Here is a 24,210-nt window from a genome sequence, read left to right on the forward strand (position 1 = left end):
TTTGGAAGGTTAAAAGTCATCTTGGATTGATTTTTGATTTTTTAATTTTGATTTTTTAATTTTGATACATGTATTACCATCTTAAAGAAGAAAATAATATGCCAAAGGCGCTAGGATACTCTGCGCTTGTGATGGCTGTATTAGGATTGATCGGCTTCTTTATAGTATTTGGACAGTCGGATATTCCGGAGTATGGAATGGGGGGAATAGTAGTTAACTACGGGACATCGGAAGAAGGAATGGGGGATGATTTTATGAATGTAGAAGAACCTTCTATGGATGAGAATGCCAACAACGTACAACCCGATCGAATCGTTCCAACAGAGACACCTACGCCTACACCTACGCAACAGGTTGCGGATAAAGCGGTAGCTACCCAGGATCTGGAAGAGGCGCCCGCAGTTGCGAAGGCAGAGAAGCCCGTAAAGACTCCTGCTGCGGAAACAACAAAAGAAACAAAAACCAGTACTCCTGCGGTAAATTCTAACGCACTATATAAAGGTAAGAAAAATAGCGGTAGCGGTGCCGGAGATGGTACTGGAAGTACTCCAGGCAATCAAGGATCAAATCTCGGAGACCCCTTAGCTTCTAACTATGGTGAGGGAGGGTCTGGATTTGGAAATGCGATGATCTCTTTGGCTAACCGAAAGTTTACAGTGCCTCCAAAAATAGATGATAAGGGACAGCAGGCAGGTATAGTAGCTGTAGAATTTAAAGTGGATAAGAATGGAGTTATAACTTATGCGCGTGCAGGAGCCAAAGGGACTACCCTATCGGATGGAGAATTATGGTCTAAGTGTGAGCGTGCAGTTCGAGGAGCTCGGTTGAATCAAATAGACAACGCTCCAGATAGTCAAACCGGTATTATTAGATTTAATTTTAAATTAAGATAAGAGTTGCTTATGCATACTTATACAGAGGCAATCGACTATCTATACAGTCGATTGCCTATGTTTACGAGAGATGGTGCTTCCGCATATAAAAAGGATTTGAGTCGTACTATTGCTCTTTGTGGAGCACTTGGAAACCCACAGAATAACTATAAAACCATACATGTAGGCGGTACCAATGGGAAAGGATCTTCTTCCCATATGCTGGCTTCTATTTTGAGTGCTGCTGGGTATCGGACGGGCTTATATACCTCTCCTCACTTGATTGATTTTCGTGAACGTATCCGTATAGACGGTCAGCAGATAGATGCTCAGTTTGTTGTAGACTATGTCAATAGACAACGCAGATTGATCGAAGAGGTACAACCTTCTTTTTTCGAGGCAACGGTGGCCATGGCTTTTGACTATTTTGCTACAGAGCAGGTCGATGTGGCGATTATTGAAGTTGGGTTGGGAGGGCGATTGGATAGCACGAATATAATTTATCCTGATGTTACCTTGATTACGAATATCGGTATGGACCATATGAATCTTCTGGGGGATACTTTAACGGAGATCGCAATCGAAAAAGCGGGGATTATCAAATCGAATACGCCTATTGTTGTTTCGGAAACACATCCTATAACCGCACCAGTTTTTATCGATAAAGCATTAACGTGTAATGCTCCATTGACTTTTGCCGATCAGGTATTTAAGGCCAAGCGTATTGGTAAGACGGATATCCTGCAGCAGGTAGAGGTCTTTTCCGCTGCTACTAAGGAGGTTTACGACTTGGATTTGACGGGTTCCTATCAGTTGAAAAACGTACTAGGGGTACTAGCCGTAGTGGAGCAACTTCGGGGCTTGGGCTATCAGATTCCTGAAGATCGGCTGAAGGAAGGATTGGCACAGGTACAGGCACGGACAGGCTTACAGGGAAGATGGCAGACGATATCTACGGATCCACGGATCATATGTGATACAGGGCACAATGAAGACGGTATTAAAGAGATAATTAAAAATCTGACAGAGGTCCATTTTAAGCAGTTACATGTCGTGATCGGTGCGATGAAAGATAAGGACTTGGATCATATGTTGCCATATCTACCAAAAGATGCAACCTATTATTTTTCTAGTCCTGATATGCCTAGAGCGATGAGTGCTATGGAGTTGGCAGAGAAGGCTGCTATTTATGGCTTGAAAGGGCAGGAGTGTGGTACTGTAGTCAATGCGCTAGCGGTGGCTAAAGATGCTTATCAAGTTGGAGACTTAATATTTGTAGGGGGGTCTAATTTTGTTGTTGCGGAGGTATTGAGTAGTATTACTTCTTAAAACCATGTAAACCGGTGGCACAACCAAAAAAATAGGAGTCTATTTCTAATTCCAGATTATATCGACTAAAGATTTCTTGAATCTGTTGGGTATTTTGGAAGCTTTTGGTGTAAATCCATAGCATTTTATAATCTGATGGATTTCCTAGGAATAGCTTTCCTAAGACCGGAATGATATGACCTAGGTATAGTCCGTAAAAAAAAGCCAGTATCCGGGATTGGGGAACAGATACTTCAATACATGTAAATTGACCATTGGGCCTGAGTATTCTACTGAGCTCTTGGGCAAGTATGTCTAGCTGGCTGTTATTGAAGGTCTTGAGACCATAGGCGCAGGTGACGATATCATAGTGTGACGATGGTAGACGATTTTTCAATACATCGTTCGAGAATAGGGTCAACTGTTTGCCAAATATACGCTCTCCTTTGGGCGTAGATTTCGAAAGCATTGCCTCCGAAAAATCCAGTGCATGAAAATTAGACTGGGGAAAGTGTTTCTTTAAGTAACTCCAATTCTCTCCTAAACCAGATAACAAGTCAAGGACATTTAATTTTTCCCTTGAAGGAGTTAGTTTCCGGAGGAATTGTTTTCGCCATCGGATGGAAAAGCCAAAAGAGGTGATATAATTCATTCTTTCGTAAGAACCTGACATGGTATTGAACAGGTTCTTTACAAATTGTGGGTCATAAATGTTTTTTCTACCGGTTTGGTTCACTTCATTTTCCATAGATTATTGACGGCCGGTCATTTCCTCTTTTAAGAAACGTCCTGTTTCACTTTTCTTCTGCTTGATTAAATCTTCAGGTAGTCCTGCAAACATTAGTTTACCGCCTTCTTTTCCGCCTTCAGGCCCCATATCAATAACCCAGTCGGCTGTTTTGATGACATCGAGATTGTGTTCAATAATCAATACGCTATTGCCACGATCTACGAGTCTGTTGATAACTCCCAACAGTACATTGACATCCTCGAAATGTAGACCTGTGGTCGGTTCATCTAGGATGTAAAAGGTATTTCCGGTATCTTTTTTGGAAAGCTCTGTGGCGAGTTTGACCCGTTGGGCCTCTCCACCGGAAAGCGTAGTTGATGATTGACCTAAGGTGATGTACCCCAGCCCAACATCTTCCAAAGTTTTTATCTTACGGTGTATCGATGGAATATGTTCAAAGAAAGCTACAGCATCGTGTATACTCATGTCTAGGACGTCGGAGATCGATTTGCCTTTATATCTGACCTCTAATGTCTCTCTATTGTAGCGTTTGCCATGACAGGTCTCGCAAGGTACCTGTACATCGGGAAGAAAGTTCATCTCGATGATTTTCATGCCTGCACCCTGACAGGTTTCACAACGTCCACCTTTGACATTGAACGAAAATTGACCGGGTTTATAACCTCTGATTTTTGCTTCAGGTAATTGGACATAGAGTGTCCTGATATCCGAAAACACTCCGGTATATGTTGATGGATTGGATCGGGGAGTACGTCCTATGGGACTCTGATCTATTTCGATTACCTTATCGATATGTTCCAGCCCTTTGATACTTTTGTAGGGCATAGGCGTGGCTTTGGCTCTGAAGAAGTGTTTGTTCAGGATAGGATAGAGGGTGCCTGTGATCAAGCTGGACTTGCCAGAACCCGATACACCAGTTACCAATATCAATTTGCCCAAAGGGAAGTCTACAGAGACATTCTTTAGGTTATTTCCGGTAGCACCTTTCAAGGATAAGGTATGACCATTTCCATCTCGACGTTTCTTAGGAATTTGAACTTCCTTTTTGCCATTTAAATAGTCAGCAGTTAGGGAGCTGGCTTTTAAAATCTGTTTTGGTGTACCCTCAGCTACGACTTGACCACCATGAATCCCTGCTGCCGGTCCCATGTCTATGACGTAATCTGCATGGAGTATCATGTCCTTATCGTGCTCGACAACCAATACCGAGTTGCCGATGTCCCGTAGATTTTTTAAGGAATTAATCAAACGCTCATTGTCCCGTTGGTGGAGACCGATACTAGGCTCATCGAGGATATACAATACATTGACCAATTGCGACCCGATTTGCGTAGCTAGCCGTATACGCTGAGCCTCACCGCCCGAAAGTGTCTTGGACGAGCGATCTAGGCTGAGATAGTTTAGGCCAACATCTAGTAAAAATCCTAAACGTGTGCGTATCTCTTTAAGAATCTCTACGGCAATTACTTTTTGACGTTCGTCAATCCGTTTTTCTATTTCTTCGAGCCAGCCCATTAATGAGGAGATATCCATTGCCGCTAGCTCACTGATGTTTTTGTTATCAATTCTAAAATGTAGTGATTCCTGTTTAAGTCGTGCTCCTTGACAACTTGGACAACATATCTTAGTTCTGAAATCTTCTAAGGTTGGAGCATCATCCCTGGTTTTACCTGTATATTCTTCGAGCATTTTGAATATACCAGAGAAACTGACTTTATATTCACGTGCTCCATAGGATCCATAAGAAACGGTAAGTGAAATGGGTTCCCCTGCACCAAAGAGTAAAATGTCAATTTGTTCTTCCGTTAGTTTTTCGATGGGGGTAGTCAGTGAAAATTCAAACTTCTGTGCTACGGCTTTTAATACAGCAAAGTTCCAGGACTCTCGTACAGGTCCTAACGGTACTATTGCTCCCTTTTGTATACTGAGCTTACGGTCTGGTATGACTGTGTTTTTGTCGATCTCAAATATATAGCCTAATCCATCACATTTGGGACAAGCACCATAAGGGGAATTAAATGAGAATGTATTGGGTTGTGGTTCATCGTATGAGATTCCAGACTCGGCATCCATAAGATAGCGGCTAAAGAACTGCTCTTTTGTATTTTCCTTGTTAGCTATCTTGATGATACCCTTAGCTGCTTTCATAGCCTGTAGTACGGAGGTGTATAAGCGCTTGCGATCCTCTTCTTCTACTATCAATCGGTCCACTACAATCTCAATATCGTGTATTTTGTATCGATCTACCTGCATTTTTGGTACCAGTTCCAAAAGGTCTCCATCTACGCGTACTTTGGTATAACCCTGTTTTCGGATCTGTTCAAATAACTCTCTGTAATGTCCTTTACGCCCTTTGATAATCGGTGCTAAAATATAAATAGCCTCTTTGTTAAAATCTTCTAATATTCTGTCAACAATCTGATCTTCGGACATTCGTTGCATCCGTTTTCCGCTGATAAAAGAGAAAGCTTCGCTTGCCCGAGCATACAGTAGGCGTAAAAAATCATATATCTCCGTAATGGTTCCTACTGTAGATCTTGGATTTTTGCTGGTTGTTTTTTGTTCGATTGAGATCACTGGACTTAATCCGGATATCTTGTCGACATCAGGACGCTCCATACCTCCTAGAAATTGACGGCTATATGCCGAAAAAGTCTCCATATAACGACGCTGCCCTTCGGCATAAATAGTGTCAAAAGCTAAGGAAGATTTTCCAGAACCACTGAGGCCGGTTATGACAACAAGTTCATTTCTGGGAAATGAGATGTCTATGTTTTTGAGGTTATGGACACGGGCGCCAAATACCTCAACTTCATTCTGATCTCCTAAATCTACTGCTTTTGTTTTTGCCATGGGACGTTAAGTTTTTGCAACTTGCAAAGTTACTGAATATTAATCGGACTTTATAGGAAGGCTCTCATTAGAGTAATGCTTTTTTAGTATTGATAATAGTTTTATTTGTAAATTGTACCGAATCAAATCAAGAAATCTGTGAAGAAATTAGATTTAAGTAGACAGGAAAAAGAAGTTGTAGACCAAGCCTTACAGCATTGGTATGAACAAAGTTTGTTGGACGAAAATAAAGTGCAAGAGCTGAAGGATAATCTGGATGAACGTAGCTTTGACTGGAAGGTCCTTGCAAGGTACGCTTTTTGGGTTGCACTGGCTTCTTTGGTGCTTTCCGTAGTATCTTTGTTTGCTGATGATATGTTAGTTCGTTTTGTCGAGCGTTTCTATGAAACACCGAATATCGTGTTCTGCCTGTTCTTTGCAGTGCTGGCGTCGGCCTTTTATGTGCTTGGACTCCGGAATAAAAAAAGATACCCTGACAAAACTTTTTCTAATGAGACAATGATGCTGGCCGGCGCTTTTTCTACGGCTGCAAGCATTGGTTTTTTAGGACAGATTCTAGACCGGAATACGCACTATTTTACTATTCTCTTTTTTATGTCGATCTTGATTTATGCTGTGCTAGCGGTCAAGCTACAATCAAAATTAATTTGGGTCTTTACCTTGGTTGCACTGGGCATATGGTTCGCTACCGAGACGGCGCTGCACAGCGAATGGGGCTGGAAGTTTTGGGGAATGAATTTTCCGTTGCGGTTTACTATTTTTGGAGCTCTGCTTACCGTAGCTTCGATTTACATTCAACCGCGCTGGAAAGCATTGAACGAATTTCAGTCAACGAGTTTTGTTATAGGTCTTCTCTATACGATGATTGCTTTATGGTGTCTCTCTATCTTTGGGAATTATAGTGATTTTGAGGCATGGACGCAAATACGACAATATGAAATTTTATATTGGGGATTATTAGCCATAGCTATTTCGTTAGCACTTGCCTTGTATGGGTTGAAGAAGAAGGATCCGGTCATACGAGATATTGGCTTTGTTTTTTTTCTGCTTAATCTCTACACCCGTTTTGTAGAATATCTTTGGGATAATATCAATCGTACTGTTTTCTTTCTACTATTAGCAATTTCATTTTGGCTAGTAGGACGTTGGTCCGAAAAGATATGGAAAAAAAAGAGCACCTGATTGGGTGCCCCTTAGTTGATTTTGATACTATAGGTGATTTCAACACCACCTGCAGCAAGCATGTCGTGTACTGAACAGTATTTTTTGACGGCTAATTCTGCCGCCTTTTGTGCTTTATTCTCATCTATATTGCCTTTTAACAGGAAGCTGATATGGATCTTCGTAAAGATATTAGGTATTTCATCCCTGCGCTCTCCCTCTACTTCGACCTGTATGTCTTGTATCTCTTGTCTCTGTTTTTGTAGAATTGTTGTCAGGTCAAATACACTGCATGAGCCTAAAGCCATTAAGACCAGCTCCATGGGGCGAACGCCCTTCTCTTCTCCTCCTATAGAGGTAGGGCCGTCAATATTTACTTTGATTGGTGAGGATACACTCGATGCCTCAAAATGTACGGCATTATTGACTCTTTGTAATACTGCTTTCATCTGTCTGTTTTTTTATTTCGATCATGAGAAGATTTGATCTAATGATTCTATGGATTCCGCCTAACTCTGATAATATTCAAACTTATATAAAAAAATCTCTGTATTAAAGTGTTCTGATCAAAAAAGAGGCACTTTAGTTTTGAAGTGCCTCTTTTTGATCGAAATATGTGTTTTATGGCATCTTCACACCACGATATTTCATAGCGTCAACTTTGTCCAATTGACTGCCATATTTTGCATTGATTGCTTCAATGAAGATATTGGCCATAATGGCATAGCCCATAGGGGTAAGGTGGACCCCATCTAGTGAGAAAACATTTCCGGTAATATACTTGTTGCTGATAATTACGCCGTTGTATACATAGCCGTTCTTAACCTTGTTTAGGAAAGCATGGATATCGGCTAAGGCAAGATCATTGTCTTTAGCAACTTCACGGATCATGTTATTATATTGATCAATACGTGTTTTAACTTCTGCTACCTCCGTCTCATCGAGTACATATTGGCTTTCGATAGGATTGTAAGGGTGTAGACCATAAGGGATGTTTTGGTCATTCAGTTTTCCCAACAAGCCTGAAGAAGCAAAGGGTAATACAAATAGGTCATTGTCTGTTGCAGGTCTTGTGCCAGCTTTGGTCGTGATGAAGAGCGCTTCTACGGGAGGACCGCCTTGGGCGGCAGAGGCAGTATTAGCCGCTTGTAATAGTGCTTGCCGGGTTACTGTGGTGAGAAAGGGGACTGCAGAAACATCAGGAATAGTAGCTATGACACCTTTTTTTTGTTTGTTTCCAGTTAGATCTTTAATAAAAGCTTTAAGGTTAGTTTCAAATTTAACAATATCTGTAAGCGTACTTGTGCCGTCTGGTTTTACGACTCCTCCATTTGTTGCATACCCTAAAGCATCGTTATTGCCTAGACTAAAGGAGAAAAAAGTGTGGTTTTTGGAAGTTGCGAACTGACGGTAAGTAGTTGTTGCAGCATCATCCGGCAGTAGTCTTTCAAAGTAAGCATTACCTAGGGGGGAGCCTAGACCTTTTAAGTCAACCATATCGAGACGCATCCCAGGCACACCAAGATTATTGATTTCGTCCGTATATTTTGTATATAGGGGTTTGTCGAGAGGTGATAAGCCTCGTACTGCTAGCTTATCGGTAACCTCTTCCGTCACAGGCTGACCATTGACTAATGCTTTCAAACGGATATAGCCCGAGCCGTTAGATTGGCTTTCTGTAAAGAAGGGTGATTTGAATTCGCCCCCGCCTTGAGCTTTCATTTTTTCTGCAATCATTACAGGGAATGCCAGTTGCTGACCTTCTAAGTATAAACCTCCATCGGCAAATCCTGCAGTGAGTGAGTTTCCGATAGCAATATACTTGGAAAAATCAGCCTTCGAGGCGCTGGTGTTTTCAATCGGTTTGGCATTATCAATTTTGGGAGCACACGATGCTGCTATCCCACAGCTTATAAGGCTTATATAGAGTTTAATGTTTTTTCTGAATCTTTTCATCTGTCAATAATTTTAGATTATTTACCATTTGTAGCTGAACGAAATTGCGGGAGCATGGATATTCGTCTTGAATGTTCCATTCAAACCTGTCACTGTATTAGTCACGGTACGTTCCAGAATGCGTTGGAAGGTATATGCTCCGGTTAATTCAAATCTATCCGAAATATCATAGGTAAATCCTAGTGAAGCCATGACACGATTATTGTCTGGAGTCTCTGCGTATACGTATTCCGCCATGACAGGACTATAGACATAGCCAATACCTGTCCTTAGATCCAACCTACCTGTTGCCTTATAATTAACCCCAACTTTGCTAGAGAAGGCATTTTGATATTTTTTTGGCTGATAGGTGTCTTCTAATGCCGAAGTATTGTCTTTGTAGTCAAAAGTTAAGGACTTATAGATATCGTAACCTATGAACGTTCCATCTGCTGCAAGATCCACTTTATCGCCGATCGGGAATGATACTCCCACGTTGAATGAGGCAGGAAGTGGCAATTCTGCATTAAAAGTGGTGGTAGGAAATGAAGTTGCTAAAGCATCAGGTACTGTGAATTTAGCATCGCCATCTTTTAATTTAGTAATGACTTTGGAGCGATAGCTCAGGGATATGGAAAATTCATCTTCTAAGTTGTAGTGAACCCCGACATTGTAGCCCGTACCAGTACCCATCCCTGACAATTCTGCACGACCTGGATTACCATTTGCATCAAAAGCAGGAATTGAACGTGATAGATCAACGAAGCCCAGATTATAAACAAATCCTCCCCCTATGCTGAAGTTATCCGTAATTTTAAAGCTTAGCGTCGGCTGTATGTAAATAGCACGCATCTGAAGATGATTCAGTTCATACTTACCAGGCCAATCCTGGCCCCAGTCTACAGCTCCGCCAAACGGGGTATATACGCCAAGACCTGCTTTCCACCAGGTATCCTTAGGACCCAAGGTCGCAAATATGGAAAAAGGCGGGGTAATCTGGAACTTAGTGTCATACTGTTGTGTAGAATTAACTTCTTTGAAGGCTGATCGGTACATAATTGCGGATGCCCCTGCGGAGACCGCATTGTGATTCATCTTCGCGAGAGCTCCAGGATTATAAAATATACTGGATTCATCAACAAATAATGCAGAACCAGCTCCCGCCATACCAAGAGCCTTTATGCCTTGTGTGTTTACTTGTGAGCCTTGAGCAAATACGAGAGTCGGGCTAGCTAATAGAAACGATAATAGTAGTTTTTTCATAAGCTTATTTGGTTAACATATTTCTTTAAAATATAATGCTAACATAGTATTTTTTTTTCAATAAAAATAATTTTATCTGTTTTTTTGATAGCCATATTCCTTGAAAATTACTATCTTAATGGCATCAAATAATATTATCATGAGTCAAGTTTTATTTAAAGGTATAACAGTCAACACGGCAGGAAGTTTGCCTGCTGTCGGAACAAAAGCTCCGGATTTTTCATTAACTGCTGCAGATCTATCTCAGAAGTCTTTATCGGATTTTTCCGGAAAGAAAGTTGTCCTCAATATTTTTCCAAGTATTGACACAGGTACATGTGCTATGTCTGTACGTACTTTTAACGAAAAGGCATCTTCAATGGATAATACTGTTGTACTGTGTATATCGAAAGATCTACCATTTGCACAAGGAAGATTCTGCGCGGCAGAAGGAATTGAAAATGTAGTGACATTGTCGGAATACAAAGATAGTAGGTTTTCTGATACCTACGGTGTGCGTTTCTCGAGTGGGCCGTTGGAGGGGTTGTTAAGCCGCGCTGTTGTCGTCATTAATGAATCTGGTGATGTAGTCTATACGGAGCAAGTTGCTGAAACAACAAATGAACCTAATTACGAAGCAGCCATAGCTTCGATATAATTACTCTTATTGGTTTCCTAATATCTCTATTATTTGTTTTTTAGATAGATAATAGGAATATTCCGTTTTATAACAAGGAGAGCTTTAGCTCTAAACTTAAAAAAATTAATACGAATCACTATTTTTTTTAATAGTGATTCGTGAATCCCCTGCATTTTTTCTAAGTTTGGCTAATTTTGCATTATGAAAGAATCTACAACTCAAAAGGTAGCACTTATTACAGGTGTGACCGGTCAGGACGGAGCTTATTTGGCCGAGTTTCTATTGAAAAAAGGTTATTTAGTACACGGGTTGAAGAGGAGGAGTTCGCTCTTTAATACAGATCGTATTGACCATTTATACCAAGATCCCCATTTGGACAACCGAAATTTTGTTCTACATTATGGTGACCTTACGGACTCTACCAACTTAATCCGGATCATTCAAGAAACACAGCCAGACGAAATATATAATCTTGCCGCGCAATCGCACGTCAAAGTGAGTTTTGATACGCCGGAGTACACAGCTAATGCTGATGGGATAGGTACCTTAAGAATTTTGGAAGCTGTTAGACTTTTGGGCTTAGTAGAGAAAACGAGAATATATCAAGCTTCAACTTCGGAGCTCTATGGCTTGGTACAGGCGGTGCCTCAAAGCGAAACGACGCCTTTCTATCCGCGTAGCCCCTATGCTGTGGCTAAAATGTATGGATATTGGATTACCGTAAATTACCGCGAAGCTTATCATATGTATGCGTGTAATGGTATTTTGTTCAATCATGAGAGCCCTGTAAGAGGAGAGACTTTCGTAACTCGTAAAATTACTAGAGCGGCTGCTAAAATCGTTTTAGGCTTACAGAGTAAGCTTTACTTAGGCAACTTGTCTGCTCAACGGGACTGGGGACATGCAAAGGATTATGTAGAAGCAATGTGGCTCATGTTACAGCAGGATAAACCCGAGGACTTTGTGATTGCAACAGGTGTAACCACTACTGTGCGCGATTTTGTTCGTTTGAGTTTTGCTGAACTAGGCGTTACTATTGAGTTTAGCGGTAAGGATGAGCAGGAGAAAGGTGTTATTATTGATCGTGATGACGAGCGTTTGTGTGAGCTTGGTATTAATCCTGAGGATATAAAGTTGGGGCAGACTGTTGTGAAAGTCAATCCCCGGTATTACAGGCCTACAGAGGTTGATTTGTTGATAGGTGATCCTACGAAAGCCCAAACCAAATTGAAATGGAAGCCGAAATATGATCTACAAACGCTAGTGTCAGAAATGGTCCATTCGGATCTCCATTTGATGCGAAAGGAACAGTATCTAAAAGAAGGTGGTTTTGAGACGCTTAACTACTTTGAATAACATTCTTTTTTGGAATAGTTTTTGTTTAGTACTTTTCAGCTATGGAGAATAGAAGTTTAAACGTGAATTTGGTAATAATGGAAGGTATGCTATGGAAGTAAGGAGTACGTCTGTCGAGAGCGAAGTTCCGAATAATAAGAAGAATAATTCGAAGATTTATTTTTTTATGATTGCTATAGCTTCGCTCTTAGCGACTAATATTTATTTTTATGTAAAGTTTAAGTCATCTGGAGAGAAGCTTTATACAGTAGCATTACAGAAAGAAAATCTACAAATCGAAATAGATAGGATAGAGGCGGAATTAGATAATATAAAAAATCAAAATATTGAAGGACTGCCAGAGAGCCTGATTGAGGAAGAACAGTTTGCCCGTAAAATAATTGACGATTTACGTGCAGAATTGGAAGACTCGAATCTTTCAGATGTACAGATTCAAACTGCAAAAGATCAAATTCAGAAATTAAAGAAAAATGTTTCTTCATTGAAGGATGAAGCAGGAGAGCTAAAGCTTCAAAATGACATCCTTTTGAAAAAAAATAAAGAGTTAAGCTCGACAGTTCGTGAGAAATCAGAGCAGGTCGAAAGTCTAAAGGAAAGAAACGACCGATTGAATGAAAAGGTTAGTATTGCATCATCCGTCAAAGTTTCTAGTATTTTGGTAAATGGAATTGAGAAAACGCGGAAAGGCGAATTGGAAATTGAAACAAAGGCTAAACGTGTTGACGATTTACAGATCAAATTTTCTATTGCAGATAATCCACTTGCAAGAGAAGGAAGTAAGGAGGTTTTTGTTCGAATAATTGACCCCCAAGGCAATCTTATAGCAAAAGCAGGGGATGTTTTTTATGTACATGGTGATAAGTTGCAATATACCTTTAAAGAGGTCATCAATTTTACCAATAGGGGCGAAGAATATCAACTGCTATGGAGAGATGCGAATCGCTTTAAAAAGGGCGCATATACTGTTCTTTTATACGCAGACGACGCGATTATGGGAAGATCAAGCGTAGTTTTGAAATAAAGTTTACCTTGCAATAAATAAGGGCCGTCTATAGTTATACTATTGACGGCCTTTTCTTTTGGACTATTTTTCTTCCTAAACTTACGAAAGGTATAGCTTTATAGAGCTTGGGGTGCCACTCCGGAAGTAATGGCAGACAGTCGATAGCATAGCTGTTGCTGCATATAGAGACAGCGCCCGATCTCTCGAGCGCTGTCTCTATATGTGTTTTTTTGTACCTATCGTTCGTAGTTTTCTTTTTTCGGGAAAATCAATGAGGCTATAACGCTGATCGCTAATATGCTCAATATAATAATCAAAGAGTGCGAAGTTGTAAAACCCCATTCTTTAAGCCAGTCGTGCAATAACATTTTAGCTCCGATAAAGATCAATAAAAAGGCTAAACCAACTTTTAAATAATGGAATTTATGGATAATATTTACCAACAAGAAGAACATCGATCTTAGACCTAGTACAGCGAATATATTAGAGAAAAATACGATATAAGGGTCTTTAGTAACCGAGAATATTGCTGGAATAGAATCAACGGCGAAGATCAGATCTGTGAACTCAATGACTAGAAGGACGAGAAAGAGCGGTGTCATATAACGTATACCATTTTCGATATGAAAGAATTTTCCTCCATCCATTTTTGAAGTTACCTTAAAATATTTTGAGGCAAATTTGACTACAGCATGATTTTGAGGGTCGACTTCTTCTTCTTGATTTCTATTGATATACATCATAAAGCCTGTGTAAACTAAGAATGCTCCAAATACATATAGAATCCAACCAAACTTGGCAATTAAGGCTGCTCCAACAAAGATAAATATACAACGTAGGATTATTGCTCCCAAGATCCCCCATACCAAAACTTTATGGTAATAACGCTCAGGGATACCGAATGATGAGAAAAGCAGTACCATTACAAATATATTGTCTACTGATAAAGCATATTCTACTACATATCCTGTGAGATATTCTAAGGTAAGATTCTTGTTGTAAATATGAAGACTAGCAATAAGATCGTTTTCTACAATTTTGATGTCATGATAATGCTTGGCAACAATTTCTTTTAAGCGTGCTATATCATGAACGTTATGTAGCTCATTGCCCCAAAAGTAAAGTACAAGTCCAAAGCCCAATGCAAACATTATCCAGATCAAAGACATAATAGCGGCAGCTTTTAGACTTATGGGTTTATCGCTTTTGCTGAATAATCCCAGATCAATTGCGAGCATGAGGATGATAAAAATAATAAATCCTCCAAAAAACATTACTTCATGACTCATATTATTTCGTTCTTTCTGTGGTAAATTTTACTAGTTGTTTAAGCCCTTCTTTATAGATATTGTTGGGGAATTTAGATAAGATGTCAAATGCTTCCTGTTGGAACTGCATCATTTTTGTGGTAGCATAATCGAGACCACCACTGTTACGGACAAATTGAATCACCTCATCTACCTTTTCACTATTTTCATTATGGTTTTTAACCAAGTTAATGATCCGGCGTTTTTCTGAAGCGTTGGTATGTGCCAATGCATAGATCAAAGGGAGGGTCATCTTTTTCTCCTTAATATCGTTACCCACAGGTTTGCCTACATCATCTAAGCCAAAGTCAAACAAATCATCTTTTATTTGGAAAGCCAATCCGACTTTTTCTCCAAATAACCGCATAAGTTCTATGGTATCACTATTAGCTTTAGCTGATGATGCGCCAGACGCGCAGCAAGAAGCTATCAGTGAAGCAGTTTTCTTACGGATTATCTCATAATAGATTTCTTCCTTGATATCCAGCTTACGGGCTTTTTCGATTTGAAGAAGTTCGCCTTCACTCATTTGTTCAACAGCCTCTGATACGATTTTTAACAAATCGTGTTCATTGTTATGGACCGAGAGAAGTAAACCTTTGGAAAGAAGAAAGTCTCCAACAAGCACCGCAACCTTATTTTTCCATAAGGCATTGATCGAGAAAAATCCACGCCTTTCGTTTGCGTTATCAACGACGTCATCGTGTACAAGGGAAGCCGTATGGAGGAGTTCGACAAGAGAGGCTCCTCGATAAGTAGACTCCGTTATTTGACCACATAAACCTGCAGCAAAGAATACAAACATAGGGCGCATTTGCTTTCCCTTTTGCTTATACAAATACTGTGTTATAATATCTAAAAGTGGAACAGAGCTTTGCATGGACTGCTTAAACTTCGTTTCGAATGTCGAAAGCTCTGCTGCAATGGGGCGTTGTATCTCCTTTAAACTAAGCATGAATGATGGTGAATACCAATTAGCGTCTATTTATACGCCATAAAGATAACAAAAATACATTAGATAGATTCTACAGATTTCTCGAGTTTAGTATACCATTCTATGCCGTACTCCCTGATAAGCGGATCTTTTAAGAACCTGTAAACAGGTACTTGAAGTTCTTTGCCAAAGCTACATGCATCTTTGCAAATATGCCACCTGTCATAATGTAATACGTCAAATTGAGGGTAATGGGTTGTGCGTATTGGATATAGATGGCAGGAAATCGGTTTTTTCCAAGCGATCTCTCCCAATTCATATGCTTTTTCTATGGCACATTTCGTAATTCCATTCTCCCAAGTGACGTAGGCACACTCCTTGTTGCCGTCTACGCAGGGAGTTGTTAAATCTCCATCACTGTCGATTACATATTCGCCCTGCTCTTCTACGGCGAGAATACCCTTCTCGGTCATATAGGGTTTAATCTTAGGATAGATTTCTTCTAAAATGGCTTTCTCGGACTCACGAAGCGGCGCTCCTGCATCACCTTCTACACAGCAAATGCCTTTACATTTCGATAGGTTACAAACAAAATCATTACTTATCAAGTCCTCATGGACTAGTACATTATCAACCTCAATCATGATTTTACTTATTTTGAATAACTTGCTTTTTTTCCCAATTCATACTTCAAACCTTCCGCCTTTGTCAGTTCCATAGTGACAGAACCTATCAAAATCTCGACTTGCGCTTTGACCGGTATGCGGTTTCCATCGTTTGTGACCCACAGATATAACCGACTGTCTTTTTTAAAGATACGCCCAGGCTTGATCTCTGGACTTAACTTAATACAGTCTAATGTTCCAAGGCTCGTCTTTATTTGTTCGGTTCCAACATATTCGACTTTTAGTTCCGCAATTTCGTCATTAAGGAAGTAGGTGATCTTAAAAGAATCTCCACTCTTTAAAGAAGAAAGATTTAAATTCCGTGCAAAATAGTAGGCTGATAGTAGATCGAAAATTTGTGATGTCTTCCCTTTGAAAGTACCTTTAGCCCCTTTTACCGTAGAATTCTTATGGTCGAAAGTAGCATATTCTTTTCGCGTGTAGCTGTTCTCGTGTATATCTTCTGTATATAGGTAAGGTTGATAGGTGTTACCATCAATATAGGAATCGTATTTATTCTTAACGGTATAGAATATAGAAAAAGCGGAAGAAGTTTGCCCAAATGCATTTAGGTGGAAAGTGTTCTTATTGCTGAACTGTAGCTGGGACTTATTGACTGATAGTACACCATTGGCTGCAGATATAATTCCGTATCTTAGTTTATAAGAGAGTTTCTCGCCTTCTTTAAAGGTTGGTTCTTTTAAATAGGGAAGAGATTGAGCGAAGCTCCATGTGAAGCTAATAAGCAGAGCAAGTAAGGTACAGTAGGCTTTTTTCATATGGGTATAATCTGTTTTTTATCTGTCATATGGAATACTTTTGGGTGTTTGTGCTTTGCTAAACATGAGTATTTCATATGAATAATTTGTCTTTTAATGACGATATGTAATATCCAAACCATATTTTACACGATGTATTGTAATTGATGTTCATGCTGCTTCGTTGTGCAGCTTACGCTACATGGATATTTCATATAAATTTAACTTGTTCTTAATGTAGATTAACTTGCTCCTCTTGTTTTCAACATACACTTCGATGTCTTACTGTTGGAATAGAGTATCCCCGTTAATTCATATAAGACGATTCTAGATTATCAATGGTTTAGTTTTTTCGCTTGAACACCGGAACGGTGGAACATGGCTCACCATACATGATGCTTTTAGCAACCTCACTGAGCTTATGCGTAAAAGACACAAATGCACTTTCCGGCACGTAAACATCTCCACAGCCTTTTACCACAATACGTTGATCGCTATAAGCCGTGTAATCTATGGCTTGCATAGCTTCAGCGAATAAATTGCGGACCACTTCTTCTTTTGTGCCAAAATGTACACTTTTGGTAAATGGAGTGAGCTTGTTGGCCAAGATCATATAGGCCCAAGTTGGTACTATTGCATCTGTAGAACACGTGATCGCTATATGCTTGCCTTGGTATTGGGACCAGTCGTGTTGTTTTACAAAATCTCTGAAATCTTTTTCCTTAAGTATTAAACCATGAAACAGATTGTCTTTAATGTCATAAACTAGGATATCTTCCTGTATAGGGGCATATTCTGCCAGATCTATGGTGATAAGACCACTTTGTGCAACTTTATTGACTATGTTCTCTTGGATATCCATGTTATAAAAATATAAAAAAAGCTGGACATGTGACCATGCCCAGCTGTAAAATTAATTATAAAATCTTAATAAAATCTAATGCGATTGTCATCTATCTTAGCATTGTCTTGTAATGCTTTAAAGATAGAACCCCAAGAACGTTGTTGCTTAGAAGTCAACATTTGTTTTTGTTGATTTTTACGCTCTGTATCTACCATTTCCTTAGGGTTTACAAAACTATCCACCTGGACTACATATATGCCTTGTGTTCCTTCAATTGCCTTGGAAGGTTTGTTTGGTTGTAATCCAAATACTGTACCAATGACCGTGCTTTCTAAAGACACACCAGGTATTACAGGGTTGGCCAAGACAATGTTTTCGACAGCTATTGCCGCTTTACCCGCTTTTTGTGCAACCTGGTCTATAGATGTAGCTCCGTTAAGCGCATTGTTCATCTTTTCTTTCAACATGCGGGCTTTTACAAGGTTTTTTACACCTAATTCGATATCTCCTTTTATAGCGTTTAACGGTTGTATGCCTTTAGGATTTATACTGGTTACCTTTGCTACAATAAAACTGTTTTCGGTTTCATATATCTTATCAGATACATCGCCATTCTTTGCGTCAAATACCCATCGTATTAACTCTCTTGAAGCTTCAGCACCATTAAGGGAGTTGTCCATAGGTTGAACACGTGTCGCTTTTTGGAGATTTAGATTTTCTTTTTTTGCTGTTTCCGCAAAATTAGCTCCGTTGGCTGCTGTGAAGAATGAATTCGCTTTATTGTAGACGGCATCTGTCGTTTCTTTTCCTGCAGTGATTACTTTGTCTAAAATTGCTGCTTTTACGATCTTAGAGTTTCCGATCTGCTTTTCGATTTTTAGAATGTGGACTCCGAATTGAGATTCAACAACAACAACATCTCCAGTTTTGCCATTGAATGCCGCTTCTTCAAATGGGCCGACCATCTGTCCCCTTGTAAAGGTTCCTAAATCACCGCCATTGGCCTTACTTCCTGGGTCTTGACTGAACTCAACAGCTAAAGAAGAGAAGCTCTCACCTTTTGCTAATAAACCTTTGATAGAATCTGCTTTTGCTTTAGCCTTTGCTACACCACCTTCTGCAGCAGCATTGAGTAATATATGGCTTGCTTTAACAGAATCAGGACTGAATTTAGAGTCAATGATTTTCGCTATTTCATAAGCTCCATTAGCCAAGAACGGACCTACTGTAATTCCTTTAGCAGCATTAAAGATAACTGAATCCAACGCAGGACTCACCTGACCTTTTCTGTAATATGTTACTGGATATTTGTTGTCAGAGCTACTCACCACGAACAATGAATCATTTGTGGAAGCCACTAGCTCTTCTTTTAATGTCTGTATAGCTGCCAATGTAGCAGAAGAGTCTTTTGCTGTTGGACTGGCATCAAATAAGACGTATTCGATGGAGCGTGTCTCTTCTTGGTTTTTGAACGCATTTTTATGCTTGTCGTAATATGCTGCATAATCAGCATCAGTTAATTTGATATCAGCTTCATTGACAGTAGAGTAATCCAATAATACATACTTGAAGTTCGCCAGTTTGTTTTTAGCTGTATACTCGTCTTGTGCTTCTAAAGCCGTAACATATATCGAGTTGCTCAATAGATTGGAGTATTTTTCTGTTAATCTTTGAGTACGGATGTTTTCTAACAACAACTCCCATTGTTGAGCAACTTGTACATTACCTCCTTTAGCTTCATTGATAACCTGCGTGAGGTAATTGCGGTCAAACTGACCTGTCTCCGGATTGGTAAAAGTTTGCATAATCTGAGGGGAAGGATTGGGACCGGTAATAAGATCATTAAATTCTTTTTTACCTACAGACAATCCCAGTTTTTCGATCTCAGCGGCCATTAATTCTTTGGAAATAAATTGATTCCAAACCTGTTGTACGGCAAAGTTTTTTATCTGCGGTGTTTCGGCTCCACCCATTTGCTGCTGATACATTGCCGAGGTTTGCTCTACCTGGGCATTGAAGTCGTGGTAGTCCATGGAGTTGCCATTTACACTACCTATTTCATTTTGTTTTTTAGCCCAGAAAGGCGTTCCGGACTGAATGATGTCCCCTAATAAAAACGCAACAATTGCTAAACCGATTATGAATATTACTAATCCAGCACGGTTACGCAAATTACCCATTAATCCCATATTCTCGTATTGTATTTATGTGTTCTTTAGTTATTTAATTGAGTTTTGTTAAAACAAGGCGCAAGATACAACTTTTATAAAAAAAAAGCGTAAATTTTTATAATGTTAATAAAACTTATTTGAAGTACTATTGTTGTAGCCAAATTAATTGCCAAACGAAGGCAGTTGACTATTACCTGATGATATGTAAAAACCAGTCATGTTTTGGCCGTTTATATTTTTAAATTCTGTATCGGAGGTGAAAGAAGTAGCCTGTAGATTACCTCTAGCATCTTTGAACTCAAAAGAAATAGGTACCTCGTTATAATAGATTTTGTTTTTTTCATCGTAATATAATTCTTCGGTTTTAATGACAGAACCATCGGACATATTTATTACAACATTCTTCTTGAATTCGGTAATTCCGTCCAAAACCCGTTGTTTACCATAGTCGGATCGGATACGTTGGCTTTCTTTTCCTTCGGCATCATAAAATATAATTTGAAGTCCTTTTTGGAATTCATAATTACTGTTCTTATTGCCTGTGGTGTCGTGATATACACGCATTTCGGGGCCCGTTAGTTGCGCCTTTACAATAGCAGAATCACTGACGATGATTTTTACATCTTTTGAGATATCTACTGCCTCTTCCTGTTGAATGTTTTCGATTTTATTTACCTCACGTAGATCATTCTCACAGCTACTAAGCAAGAAAACCCCTATCGCGATAAAAAACAATAGGGGAATGTCGTAAAATATTTTTGTGACGCATGTCATTATGCTAGTCATAACTTCTTCTTCTGAACCAAGTATCGTTTAATGTGAAGCCTAGATTCAAGTTGATATAACGTTCACGTATCAAATTGTTAGACAGGGAACCTCTTTGCCCAAACTCTGCCGAAATATTTATACGGGAAAAGGTAAGACCAAAGTTAGTCTCGGGCAGTGGTAGGCCAAGACCTACGGTAACCGCCATGTCGTCTATATTTTTATTATTATACTGGAGAGGGGTTTGATCATACCGGAAACCTAATCTGTAATCGACAATATTCCAATACTTAACTGACGTTGGGTCTGGTTTTATCTGTCCGCCTACAGCAAAGCCATAGTTTTTTCCGAGTTTGGGTTCGTTTGCACGTGTCTGAAAATTGCTCCAGTCAGCATACTTGACGTCAGCACCGACCATCCAATTATAACCTTTGGAAAGGGTAAAGCCAAGGGTGTGTTTTAAAGGAAGGTTCACTTTGCGCGATAGCCCTGCTACGCTGGAGACAGTATCCAACGGTATATTTTGGTAGTCCGGATCCGATGAAGCTTCTGTTCTTTTAATGGAGGAAGTGGTTTTACTCGTTATCGTGTTATTAAGTGATCCCATGTATCCAACAGTCAGGTTCAATTTTCTGCTTATTGCTTTCGAATATTGTATACCGTAGTCTACCGTCGCTCCTCGAATGAGGCGGGTCTCATTTCTCTGCGCATTTAACATGTAGGGATCCTGAGGGAAACTGACTAGCTTAATATCCGTTAATTCTCCAAACAAGAAACCAACATTGGCTCCTATGCTGATCCCTTTAATCGGGGAGATACCATAACCAAAGAAAGCTTTGTTAACACCTCCTTCACCTTTGGATGAAACATCATAAGTTAGATCACCTTCCTTTTTTCTACTGATCCCATTATATCCTACATCGGAATAAGGCATAAGTCCAAAGGCAAGTCCGCCAAAGCGTTGGGACAATGGAATACCTATCGCTAGGTGTGAGAATGCAAAGTCTGCTGTATTATCTTTCACTCCTGTGCGGCTTAATTCGGTCGCATTGCCATAAAGCCCGGCTTCTAAGATAGTTCTCGAAAAAGCGGAGTAACTTGCTGGGTTCCCCATATTTAAAATAGGAAGACCGGATTGGTAACGTATTGCACTTGATATCCCTCCCATAGCGCGGGTTTGCGGGAGTAGATCCTCTCGCATCTGTCCGAGACCGAATTTGGAATAAGGAGAATGTGAGGTTGTACTCTGGGCATTCGCTTGGTTGTTTACCAGCAAAAGGCCTGTAGCAACTACGAGCTGTAAAGCCTTTTTGGCACTCAAAATATTGAATTTTTTATGCATATATTTTTATAATCTCCGCACTTCGGACGTCTTTTTGTGTTATTTTGATGGGCCAATAACTAACTGGCATGTGTTAAATTAATCATCAAAGTGATATTCTGATGAATTTATTTCGTTACAAAACTATTTAAATTTTGGTGAATCCTTGACCTCATTTTGTTAAAAAAGGTTAAACGATTGTTTTTCAGTTTTTTACATAAACTGAAAGTATATTATAGTGACCATAATAATGACATAAAGACTCTCATAGATCCATTTGTTCTTTGCAAAGGAAAAATAATAAGCCAAATATATGGCCGAAGGTGGGGCGCAAAGAAGGAAGTGATTGATGTTGATTTTTTCATTGAGATAGAAAGATCCCGCAATTAGTAATAGCATATAGAAAAGCAACTGAAAAGATTTTCTTATATGTACGACACTTCTAAAATATTGGTCCCGAAGCACTGCTAAAAACAATAGAAGAGCAATAATGATCGGTATGACTACAAAATAGTCTTGGAAGTCTACATGTATCGTGCGGGGTAGCGGATTGGTAAATGGGGCGAATACAGTCTTAAACTCATCAAATCTATCTAACCAATAGTAGGTTACGCCAAGTAAGAAATAAACAATAGAGAAGCCTAAGATTGGCGTTATCCATTCCCGCCAGATGAAAGGTCTAAATATGATCAGCGCAATCCATAACAATAGAAACATGACAATAAAGGGAAAGTATACCAGACTACCTATAGCGACAATCATCCCCAGGTCAAACATTAGTCCTTTTACATCCGCCTGTTTATAGATTGCAAAAAGCTTGCTCATCATCCAGATAGTGATAAAATTGCATATCAAAGTAGGGGATAAGACCAAGAAAGGCAAGAAGAGACTGACCAAGGTCATAAACAGTAATGCCGTTAAGAAATTAGGTTTACCTAAGAAGTTAAAGTGATTTACTACTTTGTTTAGTAATAAAGCCTGTAGTAGAGTCAATGTCAGTGTGAGCAGGACATTAGCTGCTGGAGTAAGTCCTGCACCGATTTCGATGCCAAATAGATTGTTGGCAGCAGGTTCTAAGAAGACCGGATGTAGATCGTGGGGGAGATGTAGAAATACCCCTAAACACAAAAAAGTACCAATCATCGATACAAATAATATGTTGATCGGTGTGAATTTTCTGTGCTGTTTTATAATCATGATTACAGAGGTTTATGAATTTCTCTTTTCCAATTTAGTAACTTTTCTATCAATAGTGAACAGATAAAAAAATACTCCTATCATTATAGTAAGTAGTACCAGTACGACAACCCATATTTTTCCAGAGCTGCGTAAGCCCTCAGCCATTTCGATATCGGTTGATTGTGCATAAGAAGCTAACGTCGTTAATACTGTTAGGAACGTTAATAAACTGATTTTTTTCATAATGTATACAATTATTTCATGATCCGCCAGCTGGTGGATCGGTTTGTTTTTTATTTGATCATATAGAAAATACTTATAGCTTTTGTACTTCGCTAAACAGGGGTACTTCTTATGTAAATAGTTATTTTACGATACACCCGTTAGCGCAACTAGGTGTCTGTTTGTTGTTCAGGAACTTAAATGCTGTAAAAGTATGTTATATCGAAACGTATTCATGATCAGGCATAAACTAATCAATCTGGTTTGCTTTGCTTTCCAATAATCTGACTCTGTAACGTAAAGTGCAGATCCATATGCCTGTTAGTATCCAGCCTACAACTGCCGAGTAAAAGATGGGGCGCATATTATGGTCCATATCTAAATCTCCAAAAGTAGAATTTCCACCGCTGCCAGGATGCAGAGAGTCCGTCATTTTGGGAAGGATGTACATGAGTACGATCATGATCGGAAAAGCAAATATATTGTATACAGCTGATATTTTTGCGCGTTTTTGCTCTTCCTCTAAGGTGTTGCGTAGTACAAGGTAGGCTAGGTACATCAGTGTTGCTATCGCCGATCCATTTGTTTTCGAATCACTAGGCCATGCTTCACCCCAAGTGATATTGGCCCACTGCATACCGGTCAATAGTCCCAAGAAACAAAAAATTACCCCTGTGTTTACTGCTTCTACTGCTATGATATCATGTTTAGGGTTGCCGTTGTTAAGGTACTTGACGCTATATACAACGGAGATTGTGTATAGTGTAAACATGGCAAACCACATCGGGACATGAAAATAAACATTTCTTATCGTTTCGTGGAGAAGAAATAATTTAGGCACAGGTCCCATAAACCCAGCGACAACAGAAGCACAAACTAAACATGCTGCTAATATTTTCCACCAGTTTTTTCTCATTTTCTAT

The 24,210-nt window shown here is 39.5% G+C and carries 22 protein-coding genes; 6 read left to right on the top strand and 16 right to left on the bottom strand.

Annotation, left to right across the window (positions count from 1 at the left end; all coding sequences use genetic code 11):
* The first annotated feature begins 68 nt into the window (after positions 1-68).
* The gene (locus tag JKG61_RS19360) at positions 69-893 is read left to right on the top strand and encodes an energy transducer TonB (RefSeq protein ID WP_202104611.1); all 825 of its coding nucleotides are present in this window, start codon (positions 69-71) and stop codon (positions 891-893) included.
* Positions 894-902: 9 nt separating this feature from the next.
* Positions 903-2,201 (top strand): bifunctional folylpolyglutamate synthase/dihydrofolate synthase, encoded by a 1,299-nt coding sequence (locus JKG61_RS19365; protein WP_202104612.1) that lies wholly within the window; start codon positions 903-905, stop codon positions 2,199-2,201.
* Here the strand turns inward: JKG61_RS19365 and JKG61_RS19370 are convergent.
* Both JKG61_RS19370 and uvrA read right to left on the bottom strand, forming a co-directional pair.
* A complete protein-coding gene (locus JKG61_RS19370; protein WP_202104613.1) occupies positions 2,191-2,928 on the bottom strand; it encodes a class I SAM-dependent methyltransferase in 738 nt (245 codons plus the stop codon). The genes JKG61_RS19365 and JKG61_RS19370 overlap by 11 nt on opposite strands.
* A 3-nt stretch (positions 2,929-2,931) precedes the next feature.
* Positions 2,932-5,784 carry an excinuclease ABC subunit UvrA gene (gene uvrA, locus JKG61_RS19375; RefSeq protein WP_202104614.1) on the bottom strand — a complete coding sequence of 951 codons (2,853 nt, stop codon included), beginning with the start codon at positions 5,782-5,784 and terminating at the stop codon, positions 2,932-2,934.
* A 138-nt stretch (positions 5,785-5,922) separates the two neighbouring features.
* Between uvrA and JKG61_RS19380 the strand changes: the two genes are divergently transcribed.
* Entirely contained in the window at positions 5,923-6,966 is a 1,044-nt protein-coding gene (locus tag JKG61_RS19380) for a DUF2157 domain-containing protein (protein ID WP_202104615.1), read from the top strand.
* A gap of 11 nt (positions 6,967-6,977) precedes the next feature.
* Here the strand turns inward: JKG61_RS19380 and JKG61_RS19385 are convergent, their stop codons facing one another.
* The 3 genes from JKG61_RS19385 to JKG61_RS19395 form a co-directional block, all read right to left on the bottom strand.
* Entirely contained in the window at positions 6,978-7,394 is a 417-nt protein-coding gene (locus JKG61_RS19385; protein ID WP_202104616.1) for an OsmC family protein, read from the bottom strand.
* 172 nt (positions 7,395-7,566) lie between these two features.
* A complete protein-coding gene (locus JKG61_RS19390) occupies positions 7,567-8,901 on the bottom strand; it encodes an SGNH/GDSL hydrolase family protein (RefSeq protein ID WP_202104617.1) in 1,335 nt (444 codons plus the stop codon).
* 21 nt (positions 8,902-8,922) lie between these two features.
* Positions 8,923-10,143, bottom strand: a complete 1,221-nt coding sequence (locus tag JKG61_RS19395; protein WP_202104618.1) for an OmpP1/FadL family transporter — start codon at positions 10,141-10,143, stop codon at positions 8,923-8,925.
* Between the two features lie 139 nt (positions 10,144-10,282).
* Here JKG61_RS19395 and tpx point away from each other — a divergent pair, with 139 nt between their 5' ends.
* The 3 genes from tpx to JKG61_RS19410 all read left to right on the top strand — a co-directional run bounded on the left by tpx (position 10,283) and on the right by JKG61_RS19410 (position 13,139).
* Positions 10,283-10,780, top strand: a complete 498-nt coding sequence (gene tpx, locus JKG61_RS19400) for a thiol peroxidase (protein ID WP_202104619.1) — start codon at positions 10,283-10,285, stop codon at positions 10,778-10,780.
* A 183-nt stretch (positions 10,781-10,963) separates the two neighbouring features.
* On the top strand, positions 10,964-12,118 hold the full coding sequence (gene gmd / locus JKG61_RS19405) for a GDP-mannose 4,6-dehydratase (RefSeq protein ID WP_202104620.1): 1,155 nt from the start codon (positions 10,964-10,966) through the stop codon (positions 12,116-12,118).
* 91 nt (positions 12,119-12,209) lie between these two features.
* Entirely contained in the window at positions 12,210-13,139 is a 930-nt protein-coding gene (locus JKG61_RS19410; protein WP_202104621.1) for a hypothetical protein, read from the top strand.
* A 218-nt stretch (positions 13,140-13,357) separates the two neighbouring features.
* On the opposite strand, the gene JKG61_RS19415 is transcribed toward JKG61_RS19410, so the two are convergent.
* The 11 genes from JKG61_RS19415 to ccsA form a co-directional block, all read right to left on the bottom strand.
* Complete coding sequence (locus tag JKG61_RS19415) at positions 13,358-14,410, bottom strand: TerC/Alx family metal homeostasis membrane protein (RefSeq protein WP_202104622.1); 1,053 nt, start codon at positions 14,408-14,410, stop codon at positions 13,358-13,360.
* 1 nt (position 14,411) lies between these two features.
* The gene (locus tag JKG61_RS19420) at positions 14,412-15,383 is read right to left on the bottom strand and encodes a polyprenyl synthetase family protein (RefSeq protein WP_202104623.1); all 972 of its coding nucleotides are present in this window, start codon (positions 15,381-15,383) and stop codon (positions 14,412-14,414) included.
* Between the two features lie 59 nt (positions 15,384-15,442).
* Entirely contained in the window at positions 15,443-16,006 is a 564-nt protein-coding gene (locus JKG61_RS19425) for a DUF3109 family protein (RefSeq protein WP_202104624.1), read from the bottom strand.
* An 8-nt stretch (positions 16,007-16,014) separates the two neighbouring features.
* Complete coding sequence (locus JKG61_RS19430; protein WP_202104625.1) at positions 16,015-16,806, bottom strand: DUF3108 domain-containing protein; 792 nt, start codon at positions 16,804-16,806, stop codon at positions 16,015-16,017.
* Positions 16,807-17,128: 322 nt separating this feature from the next.
* A complete protein-coding gene (locus JKG61_RS19435) occupies positions 17,129-17,647 on the bottom strand; it encodes a DUF2480 family protein (protein ID WP_202104626.1) in 519 nt (172 codons plus the stop codon).
* Between the two features lie 65 nt (positions 17,648-17,712).
* Positions 17,713-19,818 carry a peptidylprolyl isomerase gene (locus tag JKG61_RS19440; RefSeq protein ID WP_202104627.1) on the bottom strand — a complete coding sequence of 702 codons (2,106 nt, stop codon included), beginning with the start codon at positions 19,816-19,818 and terminating at the stop codon, positions 17,713-17,715.
* Between the two features lie 144 nt (positions 19,819-19,962).
* Complete coding sequence (gene lptC / locus JKG61_RS19445) at positions 19,963-20,586, bottom strand: LPS export ABC transporter periplasmic protein LptC (protein ID WP_237249547.1); 624 nt, start codon at positions 20,584-20,586, stop codon at positions 19,963-19,965.
* Positions 20,579-21,907, bottom strand: a complete 1,329-nt coding sequence (locus JKG61_RS19450) for a porin family protein (RefSeq protein ID WP_202104628.1) — start codon at positions 21,905-21,907, stop codon at positions 20,579-20,581. The genes lptC and JKG61_RS19450 overlap by 8 nt, the downstream gene beginning before the upstream one ends.
* Positions 21,908-22,099: 192 nt before the next feature.
* Positions 22,100-23,083, bottom strand: a complete 984-nt coding sequence (locus JKG61_RS19455) for a DUF6427 family protein (protein WP_202104629.1) — start codon at positions 23,081-23,083, stop codon at positions 22,100-22,102.
* Between the two features lie 12 nt (positions 23,084-23,095).
* A complete protein-coding gene (locus tag JKG61_RS23130) occupies positions 23,096-23,308 on the bottom strand; it encodes a CcmD family protein (protein WP_262896214.1) in 213 nt (70 codons plus the stop codon).
* 229 nt (positions 23,309-23,537) lie between these two features.
* Positions 23,538-24,203, bottom strand: a complete 666-nt coding sequence (gene ccsA, locus JKG61_RS19460; protein ID WP_202104630.1) for a cytochrome c biogenesis protein — start codon at positions 24,201-24,203, stop codon at positions 23,538-23,540.
* Positions 24,204-24,210 lie beyond the last annotated feature (7 nt).

This window comes from Sphingobacterium faecale (assembly GCF_016746095.1).
GTDB lineage: Bacteria > Bacteroidota > Bacteroidia > Sphingobacteriales > Sphingobacteriaceae > Sphingobacterium > Sphingobacterium faecale.

Bases quoted from the DNA above. Each gene is read 5' to 3' on its own strand.
- JKG61_RS19360 (WP_202104611.1), top strand. From the start codon at position 69: ATGTATTACCATCTTAAAGAAGAAAATAATATGCCAAAGGCGCTAGGA.
- JKG61_RS19365 (WP_202104612.1), top strand. From the start codon at position 903: ATGCATACTTATACAGAGGCAATCGACTATCTATACAGTCGATTGCCT.
- JKG61_RS19370 (WP_202104613.1), bottom strand. From the start codon at position 2,928: ATGGAAAATGAAGTGAACCAAACCGGTAGAAAAAACATTTATGACCCA.
- uvrA (WP_202104614.1), bottom strand. From the start codon at position 5,784: ATGGCAAAAACAAAAGCAGTAGATTTAGGAGATCAGAATGAAGTTGAG.
- JKG61_RS19385 (WP_202104616.1), bottom strand. From the start codon at position 7,394: ATGAAAGCAGTATTACAAAGAGTCAATAATGCCGTACATTTTGAGGCA.
- JKG61_RS19390 (WP_202104617.1), bottom strand. From the start codon at position 8,901: ATGAAAAGATTCAGAAAAAACATTAAACTCTATATAAGCCTTATAAGC.
- JKG61_RS19395 (WP_202104618.1), bottom strand. From the start codon at position 10,143: ATGAAAAAACTACTATTATCGTTTCTATTAGCTAGCCCGACTCTCGTA.
- tpx (WP_202104619.1), top strand. From the start codon at position 10,283: ATGAGTCAAGTTTTATTTAAAGGTATAACAGTCAACACGGCAGGAAGT.
- gmd (WP_202104620.1), top strand. From the start codon at position 10,964: ATGAAAGAATCTACAACTCAAAAGGTAGCACTTATTACAGGTGTGACC.
- JKG61_RS19410 (WP_202104621.1), top strand. From the start codon at position 12,210: ATGGAAGTAAGGAGTACGTCTGTCGAGAGCGAAGTTCCGAATAATAAG.
- JKG61_RS19415 (WP_202104622.1), bottom strand. From the start codon at position 14,410: ATGAGTCATGAAGTAATGTTTTTTGGAGGATTTATTATTTTTATCATC.
- JKG61_RS19420 (WP_202104623.1), bottom strand. From the start codon at position 15,383: ATGCTTAGTTTAAAGGAGATACAACGCCCCATTGCAGCAGAGCTTTCG.
- JKG61_RS19425 (WP_202104624.1), bottom strand. From the start codon at position 16,006: ATGATTGAGGTTGATAATGTACTAGTCCATGAGGACTTGATAAGTAAT.
- JKG61_RS19430 (WP_202104625.1), bottom strand. From the start codon at position 16,806: ATGAAAAAAGCCTACTGTACCTTACTTGCTCTGCTTATTAGCTTCACA.
- JKG61_RS19435 (WP_202104626.1), bottom strand. From the start codon at position 17,647: ATGGATATCCAAGAGAACATAGTCAATAAAGTTGCACAAAGTGGTCTT.
- JKG61_RS19440 (WP_202104627.1), bottom strand. From the start codon at position 19,818: ATGGGATTAATGGGTAATTTGCGTAACCGTGCTGGATTAGTAATATTC.
- lptC (WP_237249547.1), bottom strand. From the start codon at position 20,586: ATGACTAGCATAATGACATGCGTCACAAAAATATTTTACGACATTCCC.
- JKG61_RS19450 (WP_202104628.1), bottom strand. From the start codon at position 21,907: ATGCATAAAAAATTCAATATTTTGAGTGCCAAAAAGGCTTTACAGCTC.
- JKG61_RS19455 (WP_202104629.1), bottom strand. From the start codon at position 23,083: ATGATTATAAAACAGCACAGAAAATTCACACCGATCAACATATTATTT.
- JKG61_RS23130 (WP_262896214.1), bottom strand. From the start codon at position 23,308: ATGAAAAAAATCAGTTTATTAACGTTCCTAACAGTATTAACGACGTTA.
- ccsA (WP_202104630.1), bottom strand. From the start codon at position 24,203: ATGAGAAAAAACTGGTGGAAAATATTAGCAGCATGTTTAGTTTGTGCT.